The sequence below is a fragment of the Nocardioides hwasunensis genome (assembly GCF_014779665.1).
Lineage (GTDB): Bacteria > Actinomycetota > Actinomycetes > Propionibacteriales > Nocardioidaceae > Nocardioides > Nocardioides hwasunensis.
The window spans coordinates 319,690-335,662 of record NZ_JACXYY010000002.1; the positions used below are offsets into that span (position 1 = coordinate 319,690).

12 protein-coding genes are annotated in these 15,973 nt (G+C 72.4%); 9 read left to right on the top strand and 3 right to left on the bottom strand.

Annotated elements, in window-relative coordinates:
* Positions 1-69 precede the first annotated feature (69 nt).
* From groL to IEZ25_RS05585, 3 genes are all read left to right on the top strand, one after another.
* Positions 70-1,692: a chaperonin GroEL gene (gene groL / locus IEZ25_RS05575; RefSeq protein WP_191198409.1), complete on the top strand. Its 1,623-nt coding sequence runs from the start codon at positions 70-72 to the stop codon at positions 1,690-1,692.
* A gap of 172 nt (positions 1,693-1,864) precedes the next feature.
* Positions 1,865-2,743, top strand: coding sequence for a GNAT family N-acetyltransferase (locus tag IEZ25_RS05580; protein ID WP_224748500.1), 879 nt, complete (start codon positions 1,865-1,867; stop codon positions 2,741-2,743).
* A gap of 131 nt (positions 2,744-2,874) precedes the next feature.
* Positions 2,875-3,720, top strand: a complete 846-nt coding sequence (locus IEZ25_RS05585; RefSeq protein WP_224748501.1) for a glycoside hydrolase family 16 protein — start codon at positions 2,875-2,877, stop codon at positions 3,718-3,720.
* 17 nt (positions 3,721-3,737) lie between these two features.
* On the opposite strand, the gene IEZ25_RS05590 is transcribed toward IEZ25_RS05585, so the two are convergent.
* A complete protein-coding gene (locus tag IEZ25_RS05590; RefSeq protein WP_191198411.1) occupies positions 3,738-5,330 on the bottom strand; it encodes a hypothetical protein in 1,593 nt (530 codons plus the stop codon).
* A gap of 45 nt (positions 5,331-5,375) precedes the next feature.
* Between IEZ25_RS05590 and guaB the strand changes: the two genes are divergently transcribed.
* The 3 genes from guaB (at position 5,376) to IEZ25_RS05605 (ending at position 9,950) form a co-directional block, all read left to right on the top strand.
* Positions 5,376-6,878, top strand: coding sequence for an IMP dehydrogenase (gene guaB, locus IEZ25_RS05595; RefSeq protein WP_191198412.1), 1,503 nt, complete (start codon positions 5,376-5,378; stop codon positions 6,876-6,878).
* A gap of 159 nt (positions 6,879-7,037) precedes the next feature.
* Complete coding sequence (locus IEZ25_RS05600; protein ID WP_191198413.1) at positions 7,038-9,014, top strand: pre-peptidase C-terminal domain-containing protein; 1,977 nt, start codon at positions 7,038-7,040, stop codon at positions 9,012-9,014.
* Positions 9,015-9,317: 303 nt separating this feature from the next.
* On the top strand, positions 9,318-9,950 hold the full coding sequence (locus tag IEZ25_RS05605; RefSeq protein WP_191198414.1) for a TetR family transcriptional regulator: 633 nt from the start codon (positions 9,318-9,320) through the stop codon (positions 9,948-9,950).
* 4 nt (positions 9,951-9,954) lie between these two features.
* On the opposite strand, the gene IEZ25_RS05610 is transcribed toward IEZ25_RS05605, so the two are convergent.
* Positions 9,955-11,682, bottom strand: coding sequence for a CHAP domain-containing protein (locus IEZ25_RS05610; protein WP_191198415.1), 1,728 nt, complete (start codon positions 11,680-11,682; stop codon positions 9,955-9,957).
* A gap of 109 nt (positions 11,683-11,791) precedes the next feature.
* On the opposite strand from IEZ25_RS05610, the gene IEZ25_RS05615 reads away from it, so the two are divergent.
* From IEZ25_RS05615 to IEZ25_RS05625, 3 genes are all read left to right on the top strand, one after another.
* Positions 11,792-12,901 (top strand): GuaB3 family IMP dehydrogenase-related protein, encoded by a 1,110-nt coding sequence (locus IEZ25_RS05615; RefSeq protein ID WP_191198416.1) that lies wholly within the window; start codon positions 11,792-11,794, stop codon positions 12,899-12,901.
* Between the two features lie 280 nt (positions 12,902-13,181).
* Positions 13,182-13,685: a hypothetical protein gene (locus tag IEZ25_RS05620; protein WP_224748503.1), complete on the top strand. Its 504-nt coding sequence runs from the start codon at positions 13,182-13,184 to the stop codon at positions 13,683-13,685.
* On the top strand, positions 13,682-15,406 hold the full coding sequence (locus tag IEZ25_RS05625; protein ID WP_191198417.1) for a glycerol-3-phosphate dehydrogenase/oxidase: 1,725 nt from the start codon (positions 13,682-13,684) through the stop codon (positions 15,404-15,406). Before IEZ25_RS05620 ends, IEZ25_RS05625 begins: the two co-directional genes overlap by 4 nt.
* 9 nt (positions 15,407-15,415) lie before the next feature.
* On the opposite strand, the gene IEZ25_RS05630 is transcribed toward IEZ25_RS05625, so the two are convergent.
* Positions 15,416-15,922 carry a hypothetical protein gene (locus tag IEZ25_RS05630; protein ID WP_191198418.1) on the bottom strand — a complete coding sequence of 169 codons (507 nt, stop codon included), beginning with the start codon at positions 15,920-15,922 and terminating at the stop codon, positions 15,416-15,418.
* Positions 15,923-15,973: the final 51 nt, after the last annotated feature.

A 15,973-nucleotide genomic window follows, 5' to 3' on the forward strand; every position in this document is an offset into this window, starting at 1 on the left:
TCCGGCAACCACCGGCCATGACGTCCGGGCGAATCCCTTTCACGCAGCACTTTTCCTAGGAGCACTTCGATGCCCAAGATCCTGGAGTTCGACGAGAACGCCCGCCGCGCGCTCGAGCGCGGCGTCGACGCCCTCGCCAACGCCGTCAAGGTGACGCTCGGCCCCAAGGGCCGCTACGTCGTCCTCGACAAGAAGTGGGGCGCCCCCACCATCACCAACGACGGGGTGACCGTCGCCCGCGAGATCGAGCTCGACGACCCGTTCGAGAACCTCGGTGCCCAGCTCACCAAGGAGGTGGCCACCAAGACCAACGACGTCGCCGGTGACGGCACCACCACCGCCACCGTCCTGGCCCAGGCCATGGTGCACGAGGGCCTGCGCGCCGTCGCGGCCGGCGCCAACCCGATGGGCCTCAAGCGCGGCATGGACGCAGCGGCCGAGGCCGTGGGCGACGCCCTGCGCGAGGCCGCCCGCGAGGTCGAGTCCCGCGAGGACATGGCGTCCGTCGCCACGATCTCCAGCCGCGACAGCCACATCGGCGACCTGCTCGCCGAGGCCTTCGACAAGGTCGGCAAGGACGGCGTGATCACGGTCGAGGAGTCCAACACCATGGGCACCGAGCTCGAGTTCACCGAGGGCATGCAGTTCGACAAGGGCTACATCTCGGCCTACTTCGTGAGCGACCCGGAGTCGATGGAGGCCGTCCTCGACGACCCCTACATCCTTCTCCACCAGGGCAAGATCTCCTCGATCCAGGAGCTCCTCCCGGTCCTGGAGAAGGTCATCGCGACCGGCAAGCCGCTCTTCATCCTCGCCGAGGACGTCGAGGGTGAGGCGCTCTCGACCCTCGTCGTCAACAAGATCCGCGGCACCTTCAACGTCGCCGCGGTCAAGAGCCCGGCCTTCGGTGACCGCCGCAAGGCGATGATGCAGGACCTCGCGATCCTGACCGGCGGCCAGGTCGTCGCCCCCGAGGTCGGCCTCAAGCTCGACCAGGTGGGCCTCGAGGTGCTGGGCCAGGCGCGTCGCGTGGTCATCACCAAGGACAACACCACGATCGTCGAGGGCGCGGGCGACAGCTCGGCCGTCGAGGGCCGCGTCAACCAGATCAAGGCCGAGATCGAGAACACCGACTCCGACTGGGACCGCGAGAAGCTCCAGGAGCGCCTCGCCAAGCTCGCCGGCGGTGTCTGCGTGATCAAGGTCGGCGCCGCCACCGAGGTGGAGCTGAAGGAGAAGAAGCACCGCATCGAGGACGCCGTCTCCGCGACGCGCGCCGCGATCGAGGAGGGCATCGTCGCCGGCGGTGGCTCCGCGATCATCCACGCCGTGTCGGTGCTCGAGGACAACCTCGGCCTGACCGGCGACGAGGCTGCGGGCGTCCGCGTGGTCCGCAAGGCGGCCGACGAGCCGCTGCGCTGGATCGCCGAGAACGGTGGCGAGAACGGCTACGTCGTGACCGCCAAGGTCCGCGAGCTCGGCGTCGGCAACGGCTACAACGCCGCGACCGGCGAGTACGGCGACCTGGTCGCCCAGGGCGTCCTCGACCCGGTCAAGGTCACCCGCTCGGCTCTCGTCAACGCGACCTCCATCGCCGCGATGCTGCTCACGACCGAGACGCTGGTCGTGGACAAGCCCGAGGAGGAGGAGCCCGCCGCCGGTGGCGGTCACGGGCACGGCCACGGTCACTGACCGTCTGGCTCGATCGGCTCCGCCTGCCTGACGCAGGCTGCACGACGGCCCGCTCCGCACCCCGCCCACCGGCGGGGCACGGGGCGGGCCGTCGGCGTTCGGCGCGCCGGTGTCACCCACGCGTTACGCCACGCACTAGCCGCCGAAACATCGTGGGGGCACGATGGGCGACATGTTGTGGAGAGTGCGGACGACCTTGGCGGACCGGCCCGGAGCCCTGGCGGAGCTGGCCGCGGCCTGCGGCGCCGCCGGCGTGAACATCCTCGGCCTGCACGTCTTCCCCGGCGTCGACCGCGTCACCGACGAGCTCGTCCTCCAGACACCGGAGGACTGCGAGCTCGCCGACCTGGCCGACCTCGTCGAGCGCGCGGGCGGCACCCGCGTCAGCGTGCTGCCGTGCACCGAAGCCGCGCTGGCCGACCAGCCCACCCGCTACGTGCTCGCGGCGCGGAGCATCCTCACCGACCCCGCGGTCTTCCCCGACGTGGTCGCCCAGCTCTTCGACGCCGAGGCCGACCCGGTCGGTCCCGACGCCGCGTCGCTCACCGAGGGCATGGACCTCGAGATCGGCGACGTGCTGGTCCAGGTGCGACGGACCGCGCCCTTCACCGCCGCCGAGCACGCGCGCGGGACGGCGCTCGCCGAGCTGGTCACCGACGTCCTCGCCGCCGCCGCGCAGCGGTCGGCCCCCGACCCGGACTCGCCGACCTCCGAGGCACCCACCTTCGAGGTGGGTGAGGACGCAGTCCACGCCACGGTCGGCGGAGCCGTCGTGGGCTCGGCGAGCTGGACACTCGCGGACGACGACGCATGGGCCCTCGAGCTCGAGGTGCAGCCCGCGTGGCGGCGGCGCGGCATCGCCTCGCGCCTGCTCCTCGAGACGACGCGAGCCGCGCGTGCCGCAGGGGTCGGCGAGGTCGTCGTACGCACGGCTGCCGACAACCCGGCGGTGCTGCCGCTGGTGATGGGCAGCGGGCTGCGCGGACGGATCCGCATGGGCACCGACGACCTGACCGTCCGCATCCCCGTGCGTCAGCTCACCGACGCCTGAGGCCGGTCGTGCCGCCGGGGTTGATGAGGAGCCCGGACTAATCCGTCGTGGTGCCGCGCGGGTGACTCGTCCTAGTGTCGAGGCACGGAGCCGGGCCACTCGGGGTCCCGGCCCGAGACCGTAGGAGATGCATGCCCATGTGGCCTCTGTCGCGCAAGCACGCAGCACCCCTCGCCGTCGCCCTGACCGCGTCGGTCCTCACCACCCTGGCCGTCGCGCCACCCTCGGTGTCGGCGCCCGACCGCGAGTCGTTCGCGCCGGGCGACATCGTCTTCCAGCAGGAGTTCGACGGCCCGGCCGGCGCCGGTCCGGACACCTCCGTGTGGAACTACGACCTCGGCGGCGGGGGCTGGGGCAACGGCGAGCTGCAGACCTACACCGACTCGCGCGCCAACTCCGCGCTCGACGGCAACGGCAACCTCGTCATCACCGCGCGCCGCGAGGGCGACGGCTACACCTCGGCCCGACTCCAGAGCAACGACAAGGTCGAGATCCAGTACGGCCGGGTCGAGGCGCGCATCCAGATCCCGCGGGGCCAGGGCATCTGGCCGGCGTTCTGGATGCTCGGCGCCGACTTCCCGGGCACGGACTGGCCGCAGTCGGGCGAGATCGACATCATGGAGAACGTCGGCTACGAGCCGCACATCGTGCACGGCACCGTCCACGGACCCGGCTACTCCGGCGGTGGCGGCATCACCGGCAGCTACATGCACCCGCAGGGCTGGTCCTTCGCCGACACCTTCCACACGTTCGCGGTGGACTGGAGCCCGGGCCGCATCACGTGGTCGGTCGACGGCAACGTCTTCCACGAGGTCACCCGCGACCGTGTCGGCGCCAACGCGTGGGTCTTCGACAAGCCCTACTTCCTCATCCTCAACCTCGCGGTCGGCGGTCAGTGGCCGGGCTACCCCGACGGCAGCACCGTGCTGCCGCAGGAGATGAAGGTCGACTACGTCCGCGTGTACGACAACAGCTGAGACCCCGCACGCACGCCCTATCGGCCCCAGATCGTCCGGTAGGGCGTCGTGCAGTCGACGTCGAGCGTGACGGGGTCGACCGAGTTGAGCCGGTAGATCCGGTAGCGGCCGCAGGCGGTCGTCACGTAGTCGTACTTGCTGAGGAGGGACCGCTCGATCGGCCGGGTGCCGAGCTCGCTCCACGCGTTGACGAACGTCGCCTGGACGAACCAGGTGGGCGGGTTGGCACCGGTCAGCACCGAGTGCAGGTCCTTGAGCCTCGGGTCGAGCACGCGCATGGGGAGCGACCAGAGGTAGGGGTAGGGCGACTGCGCACCGCTGGCCCACTGGATGTCGGCGCGGCCGCCGTAGACCAGCACCCGGTCACCCAGCCGCTCCGCAGCGGCGATCGCCTCACCGGTGCGGACCTCGGTCGGCACCCGCCCCGCCACCCACGCGCTCGTCCAGCCGACCAGGGAGAACACGCTCGAGGCCACCACGAAGGCCACCGCGGCCGGGGTGACCAGGTGCCACCGCCGGTCGAGGTGGCCGTGCGCCACCAGTGCGGCCACCGCGAGCGCGATCCCGGGCATGGGCACGAAGAGGTACGGCGTCCAGTAGCTGCCGCTGACGGCGACGCCCGCCAGGTCGACGGCCAGCACGGCGACGATCGCAGACACCAGCACGAGGTCGCGCCGCACGAGGCCGCGGATGCGCGCGAGGAAGCAGACGAGCAGGAACACCATCCCGGAGCCCACGAAGACCAGCAGGAGCACGCTGATCCGGCTGGTGGCGGCCGCCGAGGTCTGGGCGGCGATCACCCGGCTGGCGTCGGACCGGAACGACACGACGACGTACCACAGGGTCCCGAGCCGTACGCCGGCCACGAGCGCCCAGCCGACCACCGTGAGCACCGGCACGGCAGCGCCCGCCGCCGCCGCGGCGCCGCACCGGGCGACCGAGCGCCAGGGCAGGTGACCGGCGAGTCCCGAGGCGACCAGCAGGACTGCGCCGAAGACCAGACCGCCCACGATGCTCTGCTTCATCCCGACGGCGAGCATCGCCAGCGCGCCGGCCCAGAAGGCGTCCCACGTCGAGACGCGACGCACGGCTCGGAGCGCCAGCCAGCACGCGCCCATCACGAGCGGGATGCCGAACAGCTCGCCCTTCGCCCCGGCGGAGTCGATCTGGGCGTTGACGACCAGGCCGGCCGCCGCGACCGCCACCCACCCGGGCAGCTGCCGCAGCGCCGTGTCGTCGACCACGCCCATGCGCCGTGCCACCTCGCGCGTCGCACCCGCCGCGCACAGCACCAGCGCCGAGCACGCGAGCGCGCCGACGAAGCGGTGGGCGTAGGGCCCGCCGACCCAGTCGGTCAGCTTCATCAGCGCGATGATCGGGGGAGGACGGTCCACCCAGTAGTGGCCGTAGACCGAGTCCGGCTCGGGGTGCCAGGCTCGTGCGACCAGCAGGAAGCCCGCCTCGTCGGGGCGCAGGGGCCACAACAACGAGGGGAACCGGGCGAGGAACGCGAGGACTGCTGCGACCCACACGACGCGGGAGAAGCCAGGCCCGGACCGCGAGCCCCACCACGTCCCGAACGGCACCTCGAACCGCGCCCCGACCCCCATCCGGCCACTGTCCCAGAGCAGACCACGCCGCCGTAGGATGACGGTGTGGAGATCCCTGAGAAGTTTGCCGCGCTGGGCCTCACCTATGACGACGTGCTGCTGCTGCCGGGCGAGTCCGACCTCGCCCCCAGTGACATCGACACCACCGCCCGCCTGACCCGTGAGATCTCGATCCGGGTGCCGCTGGTCAGTGCCGCGATGGACACGGTGACCGAGTCGCGCATGGCGATCGCGATGGCCCGCGAGGGCGGCATCGGCGTGCTCCACCGCAACCTGTCCATCGAGGACCAGGCCCGCCAGGTCGACCTCGTCAAGCGCACCCAGACCGGGATCATCTCCAACCCGGTCACCATCGGCCCCGACGCGACGCTGGAGGAGCTCGACCGCATCTGCGGGGAGTACCGCGTCTCCGGCCTGCCGGTCGTCGACCTCGACGACCACCTCCTCGGCATCATCACCAACCGCGACCTGCGCTTCACCCCGGTCGCCGAGTGGGCCACCACGAAGGTCGACGAGGTGATGACGAGCGAGGGCCTGATCACCGGCGCGGAGGGCATCTCCCGTGACGACGCCACCGCCCTGCTGCGGGCCCACAAGCGCGAGCGGCTCCCGCTGGTCGACGGCGAGGGACGACTGGTCGGCCTCATCACCGTCAAGGACTTCGTCAAGGGCGAGCAGTTCCCGCACGCGTCGTACGACGCCGACGGCCGGCTGCTCGTCGGTGCCGCCATCGGCTACTTCGGCGACGCCTGGGAGCGGGCCACCACGCTCATCGAGGCCGGCGTCGACGTGCTCGTCGCCGACACCGCCCACGGCCACGTCCACCTGCTGCTCGACATGGTGCGCCGGCTCAAGACCGACCCTGCCACCCGCCACGTCCAGGTCATCGGCGGCAACGTCGCCACCCGCGAGGGTGCCCAGGCGTTCGTCGACGCCGGCGCCGACGCGGTCAAGGTCGGCGTCGGCCCCGGCTCGATCTGCACCACCCGCGTCGTCACCGGCGTGGGCGTGCCGCAGGTCACCGCGGTCTACGAGGCGTCCCTCGCCACGAAGCCGGCCGGCGTCCCGCTGATCGCCGATGGTGGCATGAAGCACTCCGGCGAGATCGCCAAGGCCCTCGTCGCCGGCGCCGACGCCGTGATGGTCGGCTCGATGCTCGCCGGCTGCGAGGAGTCGCCGGGCGAGGTCGTCTTCGTCAACGGCAAGCAGTTCAAGTCCTACCGCGGGATGGGCTCCCTCGGCGCGATGAGCAGCCGCGGCAAGAAGTCGTACTCCAAGGACCGCTACTTCCAGGCCGAGGTCGCCAGCGACGACAAGATCGTGCCCGAGGGCATCGAGGGCCAGGTCGCCTACCGCGGCCCGCTGTCCGCCGTGACCCACCAGCTGGTCGGCGGCCTGAACCAGTCGATGTTCTACGTCGGGGCGCGCACCATCCCCGAGCTCCAGGACCGCGGCAGGTTCGTCCGCATCACCTCCGCCTCGCTCAAGGAGAGCCACCCGCACGGCGTGCAGATGACGGTCGAGGCGCCGAACTACAGCGGTTCGTGAGGTCGTCGACCAAAGTAGGGCCTGTGCGAACCGGCACGCATGGGTCTACGTTGACCTGTGTCAGGGGATCGGGCCCCGCGGCGGTGTGATCCACCGGCGATGACGTGCTCGGTCCCGGGTTCTCTCGGGAGGAGCGCTTCAGTGCGCAGAAATCTACTGGTGGCGACCGGCTGTGCCGGCCTGCTCGCCATCGTCACACCGGCCCTGTCGACCGCCGCACCAGCCGGCGGCGACGGCGTCACGCCGTCGCAGCAGACGGCCCTCGACCTGGGCATCCAGGTCGCCGACAAGGAGACGGGAGCCGCCGCACTCTCGGCGGCCACCAACCCCAACCCCTACCTCGCCAACCTGCCGGACATCGAGGATGCCGACTACTTCGGGTGGCAGCGCAAGATGGCGGCCGACGCCGCCGCGCGTGCCGACTCGGCCAAGCTGGCCAAGCTGCGCCGGGACGGCCTGACCGCCAACCGCACGGGCGTCGCCGCCCGCGCCGCGCTGACGCCGTTCGTGCACGACGAGGAGGAGCCTGCCGGCACCGCCGGTTCCAACGACTCGCACGCCGACGCCGAGCCGATCGCGCCGTTCGGCACCGGTGCCGCCAAGATGCCGGCCGTCCGGATCCTGGGCGAGCTGACCCCGCCCCCGGCCTCGACCCCCGCCGAGATCACCACCGAGGAGGACCAGGGCGCGATCCCGCTGGCCACTGACTCGGGCATCGACGGCTCGGGCTCCGCCACGACCGACTCCGTGCTCGGCGACGGCCCCCACGGACTCACCGGCGACGGCTCCAACGACTACGACTTCTTCGCGGTCGAGGTCGGTGCGGGCATGACGCTCACCGCCTCGACGGTCGGCAGCCCGGCGACCACCGACACGATCCTGGTCGTCTACACCGCCGACGGTGAGCCCGTCGCGGCCAACGACGACGCGGCCTTCGGCACGTTCGCGAGCGAGCTGACCTACAAGCCCACCGAGCCCGGCACCTACTACGTCATGGTCGGCGGCTATGCCTCCGACCCGCTGCCGGCCGACCCGTTCGACTCGGGCAGCGGCGCTGGCGGCGCAGACGTCGGCGACTACACGCTGGCGCTGTCGAGCACGAAGCTCGACGCCGACTTCTACTCCGTGCGACTGCGTCCCGGCGACACCATCGGCTCGACCGGCACCGGTGCGGTGACCGGCCTGACCGTGCGGACGCCGTCGGGGGAGCAGCGCGTGGGCGGCGTCCAGACCGACGCGTCCTCGCTCTACCCGCCGACCTCGCCGCTCCCCGGCGGCGGCAACACCACCATCGCCTACGTGGCCGAGGAGGCCGGCTGGTACTCCCTCGAGGTCTCCGGGGCCACGGGGTCCTACGACGTGACGCTCGAGGCCTACCGGCCCGGCACCCAGGCCGACCGCGGGCGCACGCAGACGGTGTTGCTCGACTTCGCTCCCGGCCGGGTCAACACCGGCACCTGGGGCGGACCGGGCGTGCGCACCGTGTCGCCGTTCGCGGCATTCGTCCCGCAGTGGGGCATCTCGCGCGCCGACGCCCGCAAGGTGGAGAACCGCATCGTCAACCAGGTGCGTCGCAACCTGCAGGCCGAGATCGCCGGCACCAACCCGGCGGTGAACGTCGAGGTGCTCAACGCCCGCACCAACCCCGAGCTGATCGGCCAGGAGAACGTGTCGCGCATCTACGTCGCCGGCACGATCGCCGAGACCGGCATCAGCACGATCGGCATCGCCCAGTACATCGACCCGGGCAACTTCGGGCACCAGGACGAGGCGATCGTGCTGCTCGACGTGCTGAGCGCGCCGGCCGGACCGGAGTCGTCGCTCAACACCTTCATGGGCGCCGAGAGCGACCGGATCGCGTTCGTCTCGCAGGCGGTCGCCAACGTGACCGCCCACGAGGTGGGCCACACGATCGGGAACTACCACACCGACAACGCCGACGACGTGCACAACATGATGGACTCCGGCGGCGCCAACTTCGGCCAGAACCTCTACGGCGTCGGGCCGGACAACATCGGTGGCACCGCGGACGACGAGAACATCGAGTTCGTGACCGACACCTATGCCCCCGTCGAGGGCTTCACGGGTGAGGAGGACACCGAGAACGTCACGTCCTGGGCCTACGCCGGACGCTGACGCCTCGCTGTCGATCCAGCAGGAGGAGCGGCGCGGTCACCCGGCGAGGTGGCCGCGCCGCTGCGCGCGCGGCCGCGTCGTCGTCCGGTGGTCCAGACCGCGCGTGTATCGCCTGCGGACGCCGCATCCATTCATTACAGTTGCGGGGTATCCAATGGGGGAGCCGGGTGTACGTGCGTGGGGCACGGCAGGTCGTCGTGGGGGCGAGACCAGCAGGATCACCCGGCCGGTGCGTTCGCGTCGACGCCGGGCCACGGGGCCGGCGTCGATGGCGAACGCCTCCGGTGACCTAGGGTTGGGGCCGTGAAGGGCGAGAAGTCGCCGACACGTCGGTCCTATGACGCCAGCGGTCGCCGAGCGGCGGCCGAGGAGCGTCGCGCCCGGGTCACCGCGACCGCCGCACGGCTCTTCACCGAGCACGGCTGGGCCGGCACGACGATCGCCGTGGTCGCCCGCGAGGCCGGCGTCTCGCCCGAGCTCGTCAGCAAGACCTTCGGCGGCAAGCAGGAGCTGTTCATGGCCGCGATGCGCTCGCGGAGCTTCGGCGACGGGCTCCCGCTGCCGCAGGCCTTCGCGGCGATGCGCCTCGAGGACGAGCCCGATCTCGAGGTGCGGCTGGACCGCATCGTGGCGTTCGTCCACGACTCGCTCGAGCCGATGGCGCCGTTCGTCCCGGTCCTGATCCAGGGCGCCGACCAGGACCCGCGTCTGAAGGTGCTGCTCGACGCCGCCCGGGACGGGCACCTCGTCGCGACGCAGGCGCTCGTCCGCGCGATCGCCACCGGCCCGCTCGGCCCGGACGCCGTCGACGAGGTCTACCTGCTGACCCGCGCGGAGACCTACCTCACCCTGGTGCCGCACCGCGGCTGGAGCCGCGAGCGCTTCACGGCGTGGCTGCGGCGTTCGCTCGTCGCGGCGGTCCGACCCGTCGACTGAGCCCTCAGGCGGTGAATCCGGCGCGCGTCGGCGTGGTGCGTCCGGCCACGGCCGACGCCGGACGGGCGAGCAGGCGCGCACGCGCGGTGCGGCCCTGGCCGTCGACCACGAAGACCCCGGCGTTGCTGCGGGTGACGAGCCCGGGGGACCGGGTCGGGTCCCCGGTGGAGCGGATCCGGCCGGCGACGCGCGAGCGCTCGCCCGGCACTGCGGCCCGCACGAGCAGCGTGCCTCGTGCGTCGAGCGCCGCGACCTGCAGCCCGCCGACGACCTCGCCGACCGCGGGCGAGGCGTAGGGCGACCAGTCGCCGTCGAGGGCGCGGGGCCTGCTCCACTGGCCGGCGGTCCGCGTGCGGACGACCAGTCGGCCGGACGCGGTGACCTGGTGGACGTACGTCGTCCCGTCGCCCGTGCTGGTCAGTGCCGGCGTCGAGGTGATGGATCCTGCCTCTCCGCGCAGCCGGACGAGCCGTCCGCGCTCGAGCGCACGGGTGTAGGTCGCCCCGGCGCGGCCCACCGCGACGAGGAGCGTGTCACCGGTGCCGTCGGGTCCGAGGACCGGCGCCGTGTGCGTGGCCCACGAGCCGGGCGCCCCGATCCTGGCTGCCCGGCTCCACCCGTGGTGCTGGGTCAGGCGCCGGACGGTGAGGGTGCCGGTCGGGGAGGTCGTGGCCAGGGTCGGACGACCGGTGCGCGACACGGCCAGCGCGGGGCTGGCGGTCGTCGCCGACGCAGCGAGGCCCCGGAGGGTGAAGCGCCCCTTGCGCAGGGTGCCGACGAGCACCCGGCCGTCGCGGGTCGTCGCGGCCACCCACGGGACGCCGCGGCGGTCGAGGACGAGGGCGGGTGCCACGACGGGCGAGAACACCTCCCGCGGACCCGCGACCCGGGCCGGTCGGCCGGGGCGGGAGACGAGGAGGGTGCCGGCGTCGTCGACGCGTGCGGTCCACGACTCGCCGAGCCGGTCGGCCACCGAGACGACCGGTCGGTCCGAGCCGATCAGCGGCGACGGGGCCACGTCGGCCAGGTGCAGGTAGCGGAAGTCACCGACCGGGACGGTGCGCGTGCCGTAGCCGCCCGGGACGGCGTGGTTGTACTCCTCGACCGTCACCGTGCCCGGTCCGACCGCAGAGACCCAGGCGACGTGGCCGACCCGGCCGTCGTCGGTCTGCGCGACGGCGCCGATCGCCGGCACGTCGTCCACGCGATAGCCCAGGCGGCGGGCGGTGTCGTCCCAGTTGTTCGCGTTGCCCCAGTGCTCGCCGGCCATGTCGTTGGCGAAGCCCCCCATGCCGTTGCGCTCGTGCAGGCGCCAGGCGACGAAGCTCGTGCAGTTGCGCAGCACGAAGCCCCACGGGTCGCCGATGGAGCCGTTGATCGCCCACACCCGTCGAGCGCACGTCGGCTTCGGGCCGCGCGGGTCGTAGAGGTGGCCCGACACCGGGTCGAGGACCGGTGGCGGAGGTGGTGGCGGTTCGGCCTCGGGCGCCACGGACTCGCCGGGCTCGCCGGGCTTGCCGGGCTTGCCCTGGTGCTCGGGGGACGGGGTGGGTGTCGGGGTCGGGGTGGGGGTCGGCTCCTCGATCGGCTCCTGCGGCACGATCGGGCACTGGCCCTGCCACGCGTACGGGTAGTCGTCGCTCGCCTGCGCGGACGCCACCGACACGCTCAGCAGCCCGGCTGCGATGCAGCCGACCGCGAGCGCACGCGTCCCTGTTCCCCAGATCCCCACCTGATCGACGGTAGGCACGGCGCGCGCCCCGCGTGGTGGTTTTGCCAAAGCGTTGCCGAGACGTGCACCACGCGGGGGGCGCCGCGGTCGGCGCCGATAGGCTGCGGCCGTGACCGAGATCGAGATCGGCCGTGCCAAGCGCGGTCGCCGCGCCTACTCCTTCGACGACATCGCGATCGTGCCCTCGCGGCGCACGCGCGACCCCGAGGAGGTCAGCACCGCCTGGCAGATCGACGCCTACCGCTTCGACATCCCCGTCGTGGCCGCGCCGATGGACTCGGTGATGTCGCCGTCGACCGCCATCGCACTGGGCCAGATGGGCGGGCTCGGGGTGCTCAACCTCGAGGGCCTCTGGACGCGGTACGACGACCCCACCGGGCTGCTCGAGGAGGTCGCGGAGCTCCAGGGCTCCGAGGCCACGCGGCGGATGCAGGAGATCTACACCGAGCCGATCAAGCCCGAGCTGATCACCGCCCGGCTGAAGGAGATGCGCGCCGCCGGCGTCACCGTGGCCGGGTCCCTGTCGCCGCAGCGCACCAAGGAGCACGTCAAGGCCGTCGTCGAGGCGGGTGTGGACATGTTCGTCATCCGTGGCACCACCGTCTCCGCCGAGCACGTCAGCAGCCGGTCCGAGCCGCTGAACCTCAAGGAGTTCATCTACGAGCTCGACGTCCCCGTCATCGTCGGCGGCTGCGCGACCTACCAGGCCGCGCTCCACCTGATGCGCACCGGCGCCGCGGGCGTGCTCGTCGGCTTCGGTGGCGGCGCCGCCCACACCACCCGCACCGTGCTCGGTGTCGCCGTCCCGATGGCCAGCGCCGTCGCCGACGTCGCCGCCGCCCGCCGCGACTACCTCGACGAGTCCGGCGGTCGCTACGTCCACGTCATCGCCGACGGCTCGATCGGCAGCTCGGGCGACATCGCCAAGGCCATCGCCTGCGGGGCCGACGCGGTGATGATCGGCTCCCCGCTCGCCCGCGCCACCGAGGCCCCCGGCCGCGGCTTCCACTGGGGGAGCGAGGCCACCCACTCCGAGCTGCCCCGCGGCGAGCGCGTCGGGTTCTCCCCGGTCGGCTCGCTGCAGGAGATCATGTTCGGCCCCTCGCGGGTCGCCGACGGCACGATGAACCTCGTCGGCGCGCTGCGCCGCGCGATGGCCACCACGGGCTACACCGAGGTCAAGGAGTTCCAGCGCATCGAGGTCGTCGTCCAGCACTGACGTGGTGGTGGGGTGATCGGGCTCCAGGCGGGCGTCGTCTCACGCCACCAGGCGCTCGAGCGCGGACTGCTCCCCCACGATCTCCGTCGCCTGGAGCGCCGGCGTGACCTGGTGCGGCTGCTGCCGCGGGTGTACGTCGCCCACACCGGCGAGGCGACGTGGATGCAACGCGCCTGGGCGGCGGTCCACTACGCCTGGCCGGCAGCTCTGGTCGGCACCTCGGCGATGAGAGCGGCCGACGGCCCGGGCCGCGCACGCGGGGACCACGGCCCGGTCCGAGATGGAGGCCATCGTCGCGGTCGCGCGCGCCGTGCAGACCCGCCGCACCACCGCCGTACGCATGGCGGAGCTGCTGACCACGCGGACGCGAGCCCGGCAGCGGGACTTCCTGCAGGGCGTTCTCATCGACGTGGCGGGCGGGACCTGCTCGGTCCTCGAGCACGCCTACCTCACCCGGGTCGAGCATCCGCACGGGTTGACCCCGGCCATCCGTCAGGTCCGCGTGGTGACGGCGAGCGGCGTCGTCTACCGGGATGCCGACGTCCTCGAGCTCGCGATCGAGCTCGACGGCCGGCTGTTCCACGACACCGCCGAGCAGCGTGATCGCGACTTCGAGCGCGACCTCGACCTGGCCGTCGCCGGACGAGACTCCGTACGCCTCACCTGGGGCCAGGTCGTCGGCCGACCCTGCCGCACCACCGCCAAGCTCGATGTCGTCCTCCAGCGTCGTGGCGCCCGGCTGCGCCCGACGCCCGAACACGCGCCTGACAGACTGGCGGCATGAGCCTCGCGCGCGCCCTCGACGCCGACCAGCGGGCGGACGCGCTCGACCACCTCGGCTCCGGCGAGCTCGACGTGCTCGTGGTCGGCGGCGGCATCGTCGGGGTCGGTGCGGCGCTCGACGCGGTGACGCGAGGCCTGAAGGTCGGCCTGGTCGAGCAGCGCGACCTGGCGTCCGGCACGTCGTCGCGCTCGTCCAAGCTCGTCCACGGCGGCCTGCGCTACCTGGAGATGCTCGACTTCGCGCTGGTCAAGGAGGCGCTCGAGGAGCGCGGCCTGCTGCTCACCCGGCTCGCGCCCCACCTCGTACGCCCGGTGCCGTTCCTCTACCCGCTCGAGCACGCGTGGGAGCGGCCCTACGTCGGTGCCGGCGTCGCGCTCTACGACGGCATGGCGATGGCCGGCAAGTACGACATGGGCGTGCCGAAGCACAAGCACGTCTTCCGCAAGCAGCTCGCGCGGATGGCACCCGACGTCCGCACCGAGAAGCTCCACGGCGCGATCCGCTACTACGACTGCCAGGTCGACGACGCGCGCCTGGTGATGACCATCGCGCGCACGGCGGCCAACAACGGCGCGCACGTCGCCACCCGCACCAAGGTCACGGGCTTCCTGCGGTCCGACGCCGACGGGACCGACCGGATCGTCGGCGTCACCGCCCGCGACCTCGAGGGCCAGCGTGACCTCGAGATCCGCGCCAAGGTCGTCATCAACGCCGCAGGCGTGTGGACCGACGAGGTGCAGGACCTCATCGGCGGCCGGGCCCAGCTCGACGTCGACGCCAGCAAGGGCATCCACATCGTCGTGCCGAAGGACCGGATCCGCTCCGAGTGCGGCTTCATCACCAAGACCGAGAAGTCCGTGCTCTTCGTGATCCCGTGGGGCCAGTTCTGGATCATCGGCACGACCGACACCGCCTGGGACTTCGACCTCGCCCACCCGGCGGCCAGCAAGACCGACATCGACTACCTCCTCGGCCACGTCAACCGGCTGCTGAGGGACCCGCTCGACCACCACGACGTCATCGGCGTCTGGGCGGGCCTGCGGCCGCTGCTCAAGCCGATGCGCAAGGAGGGCGAGATGGGGGAGACCACCAAGCTCTCGCGCGAGCACACGGTCGCCAACCCCGTTCCGGGCCTCGTGCTGGTCGCCGGCGGCAAGCTGACGACGTACCGCGTGATGGCGAAGGACGCCGTCGACCACGCCATCCGCGACTTCAGCTCGACGCCCGCCTCGATCACCGACCGGGTGCCGCTCATGGGCGCGTGGGGTCACGAGGCGCGCACCAACCAGCGGGTCGCGCTGAGCCGCTCCTCGGGGCTCGACATCGGCGTCGTCGACCACCTGCTCGGCCGCTACGGCGGGCTCGTCGACGAGGTGCTCGCCCTCATCGACGCGCGCCCGGACCTCGGCCGGCCGCTCGAGGGCGCGGAGCACTACCTGCGCGCCGAGGTGCTGTACGCCGTCACGCACGAGGGCGCGCGTCACCTCGACGACGTGCTCGCCCGGCGCACCCGCGTCTCGATCGAGACCTTCGACCGCGGCATCTCGGCCGCGCGACCGGCCGCCGAGCTGATGGCCGGCGCACTCGGGTGGGACGAGGCGCAGCTCGCGGACGAGGTCGACCACTACCTGCGACGGGTCGAGGCCGAGCGGCAGAGCCAGCTCATGCCGACCGACCAGGAGGCCGACGAGGCGCGGGTCAAGGCGCCCGACATCGTCTGAGGCCCGACCTCAGAGACGCTGGATCGGCCCGGAGCCGCCCAGCCCGAAGGCCTCGCGCACGCCCGAGCGCCGGCCGCCGGCCTCGAGCGCGTCGGCGGACCGGCCGACCGGGCGGGTCCACGGCCACACGTGCACGCCCATGAGCACCAGCGACACGACCGCGCCGCCGGCGAAGGCGAGGAAGCCGCCCTCGGGCAGCACGAAGGCCAGTGCGATCGACGCGATGGCGATCGACTCGATCAGGGCGAACCGCACGATCATCGCTCCCTGGTAGCGGACCATGGCCTGCGCGGTCGCGGCGTCGTCGTCGAGGGACGGGTCGAGCGCGGTCAGCCGGTAGCCGATCGTCTCCACCAGCACGTGCACCGCGACACCCGCCGCCAGCTGGGCCACCGGCACCCAGAGCGGGGGAGCCTCGTCGGTCGGCAGCACGAAGAAGAGGGCCAGCGCGATGAAGAACAGCCCGCTGATCAGCGTGCCGGCGACGAGGCGGTTCTGGGCGGCGAGGGGCGACATGCGCCCGACCCTAACGAGTGGACCGACCAGTCGCGGACGTCGAGTGACGGG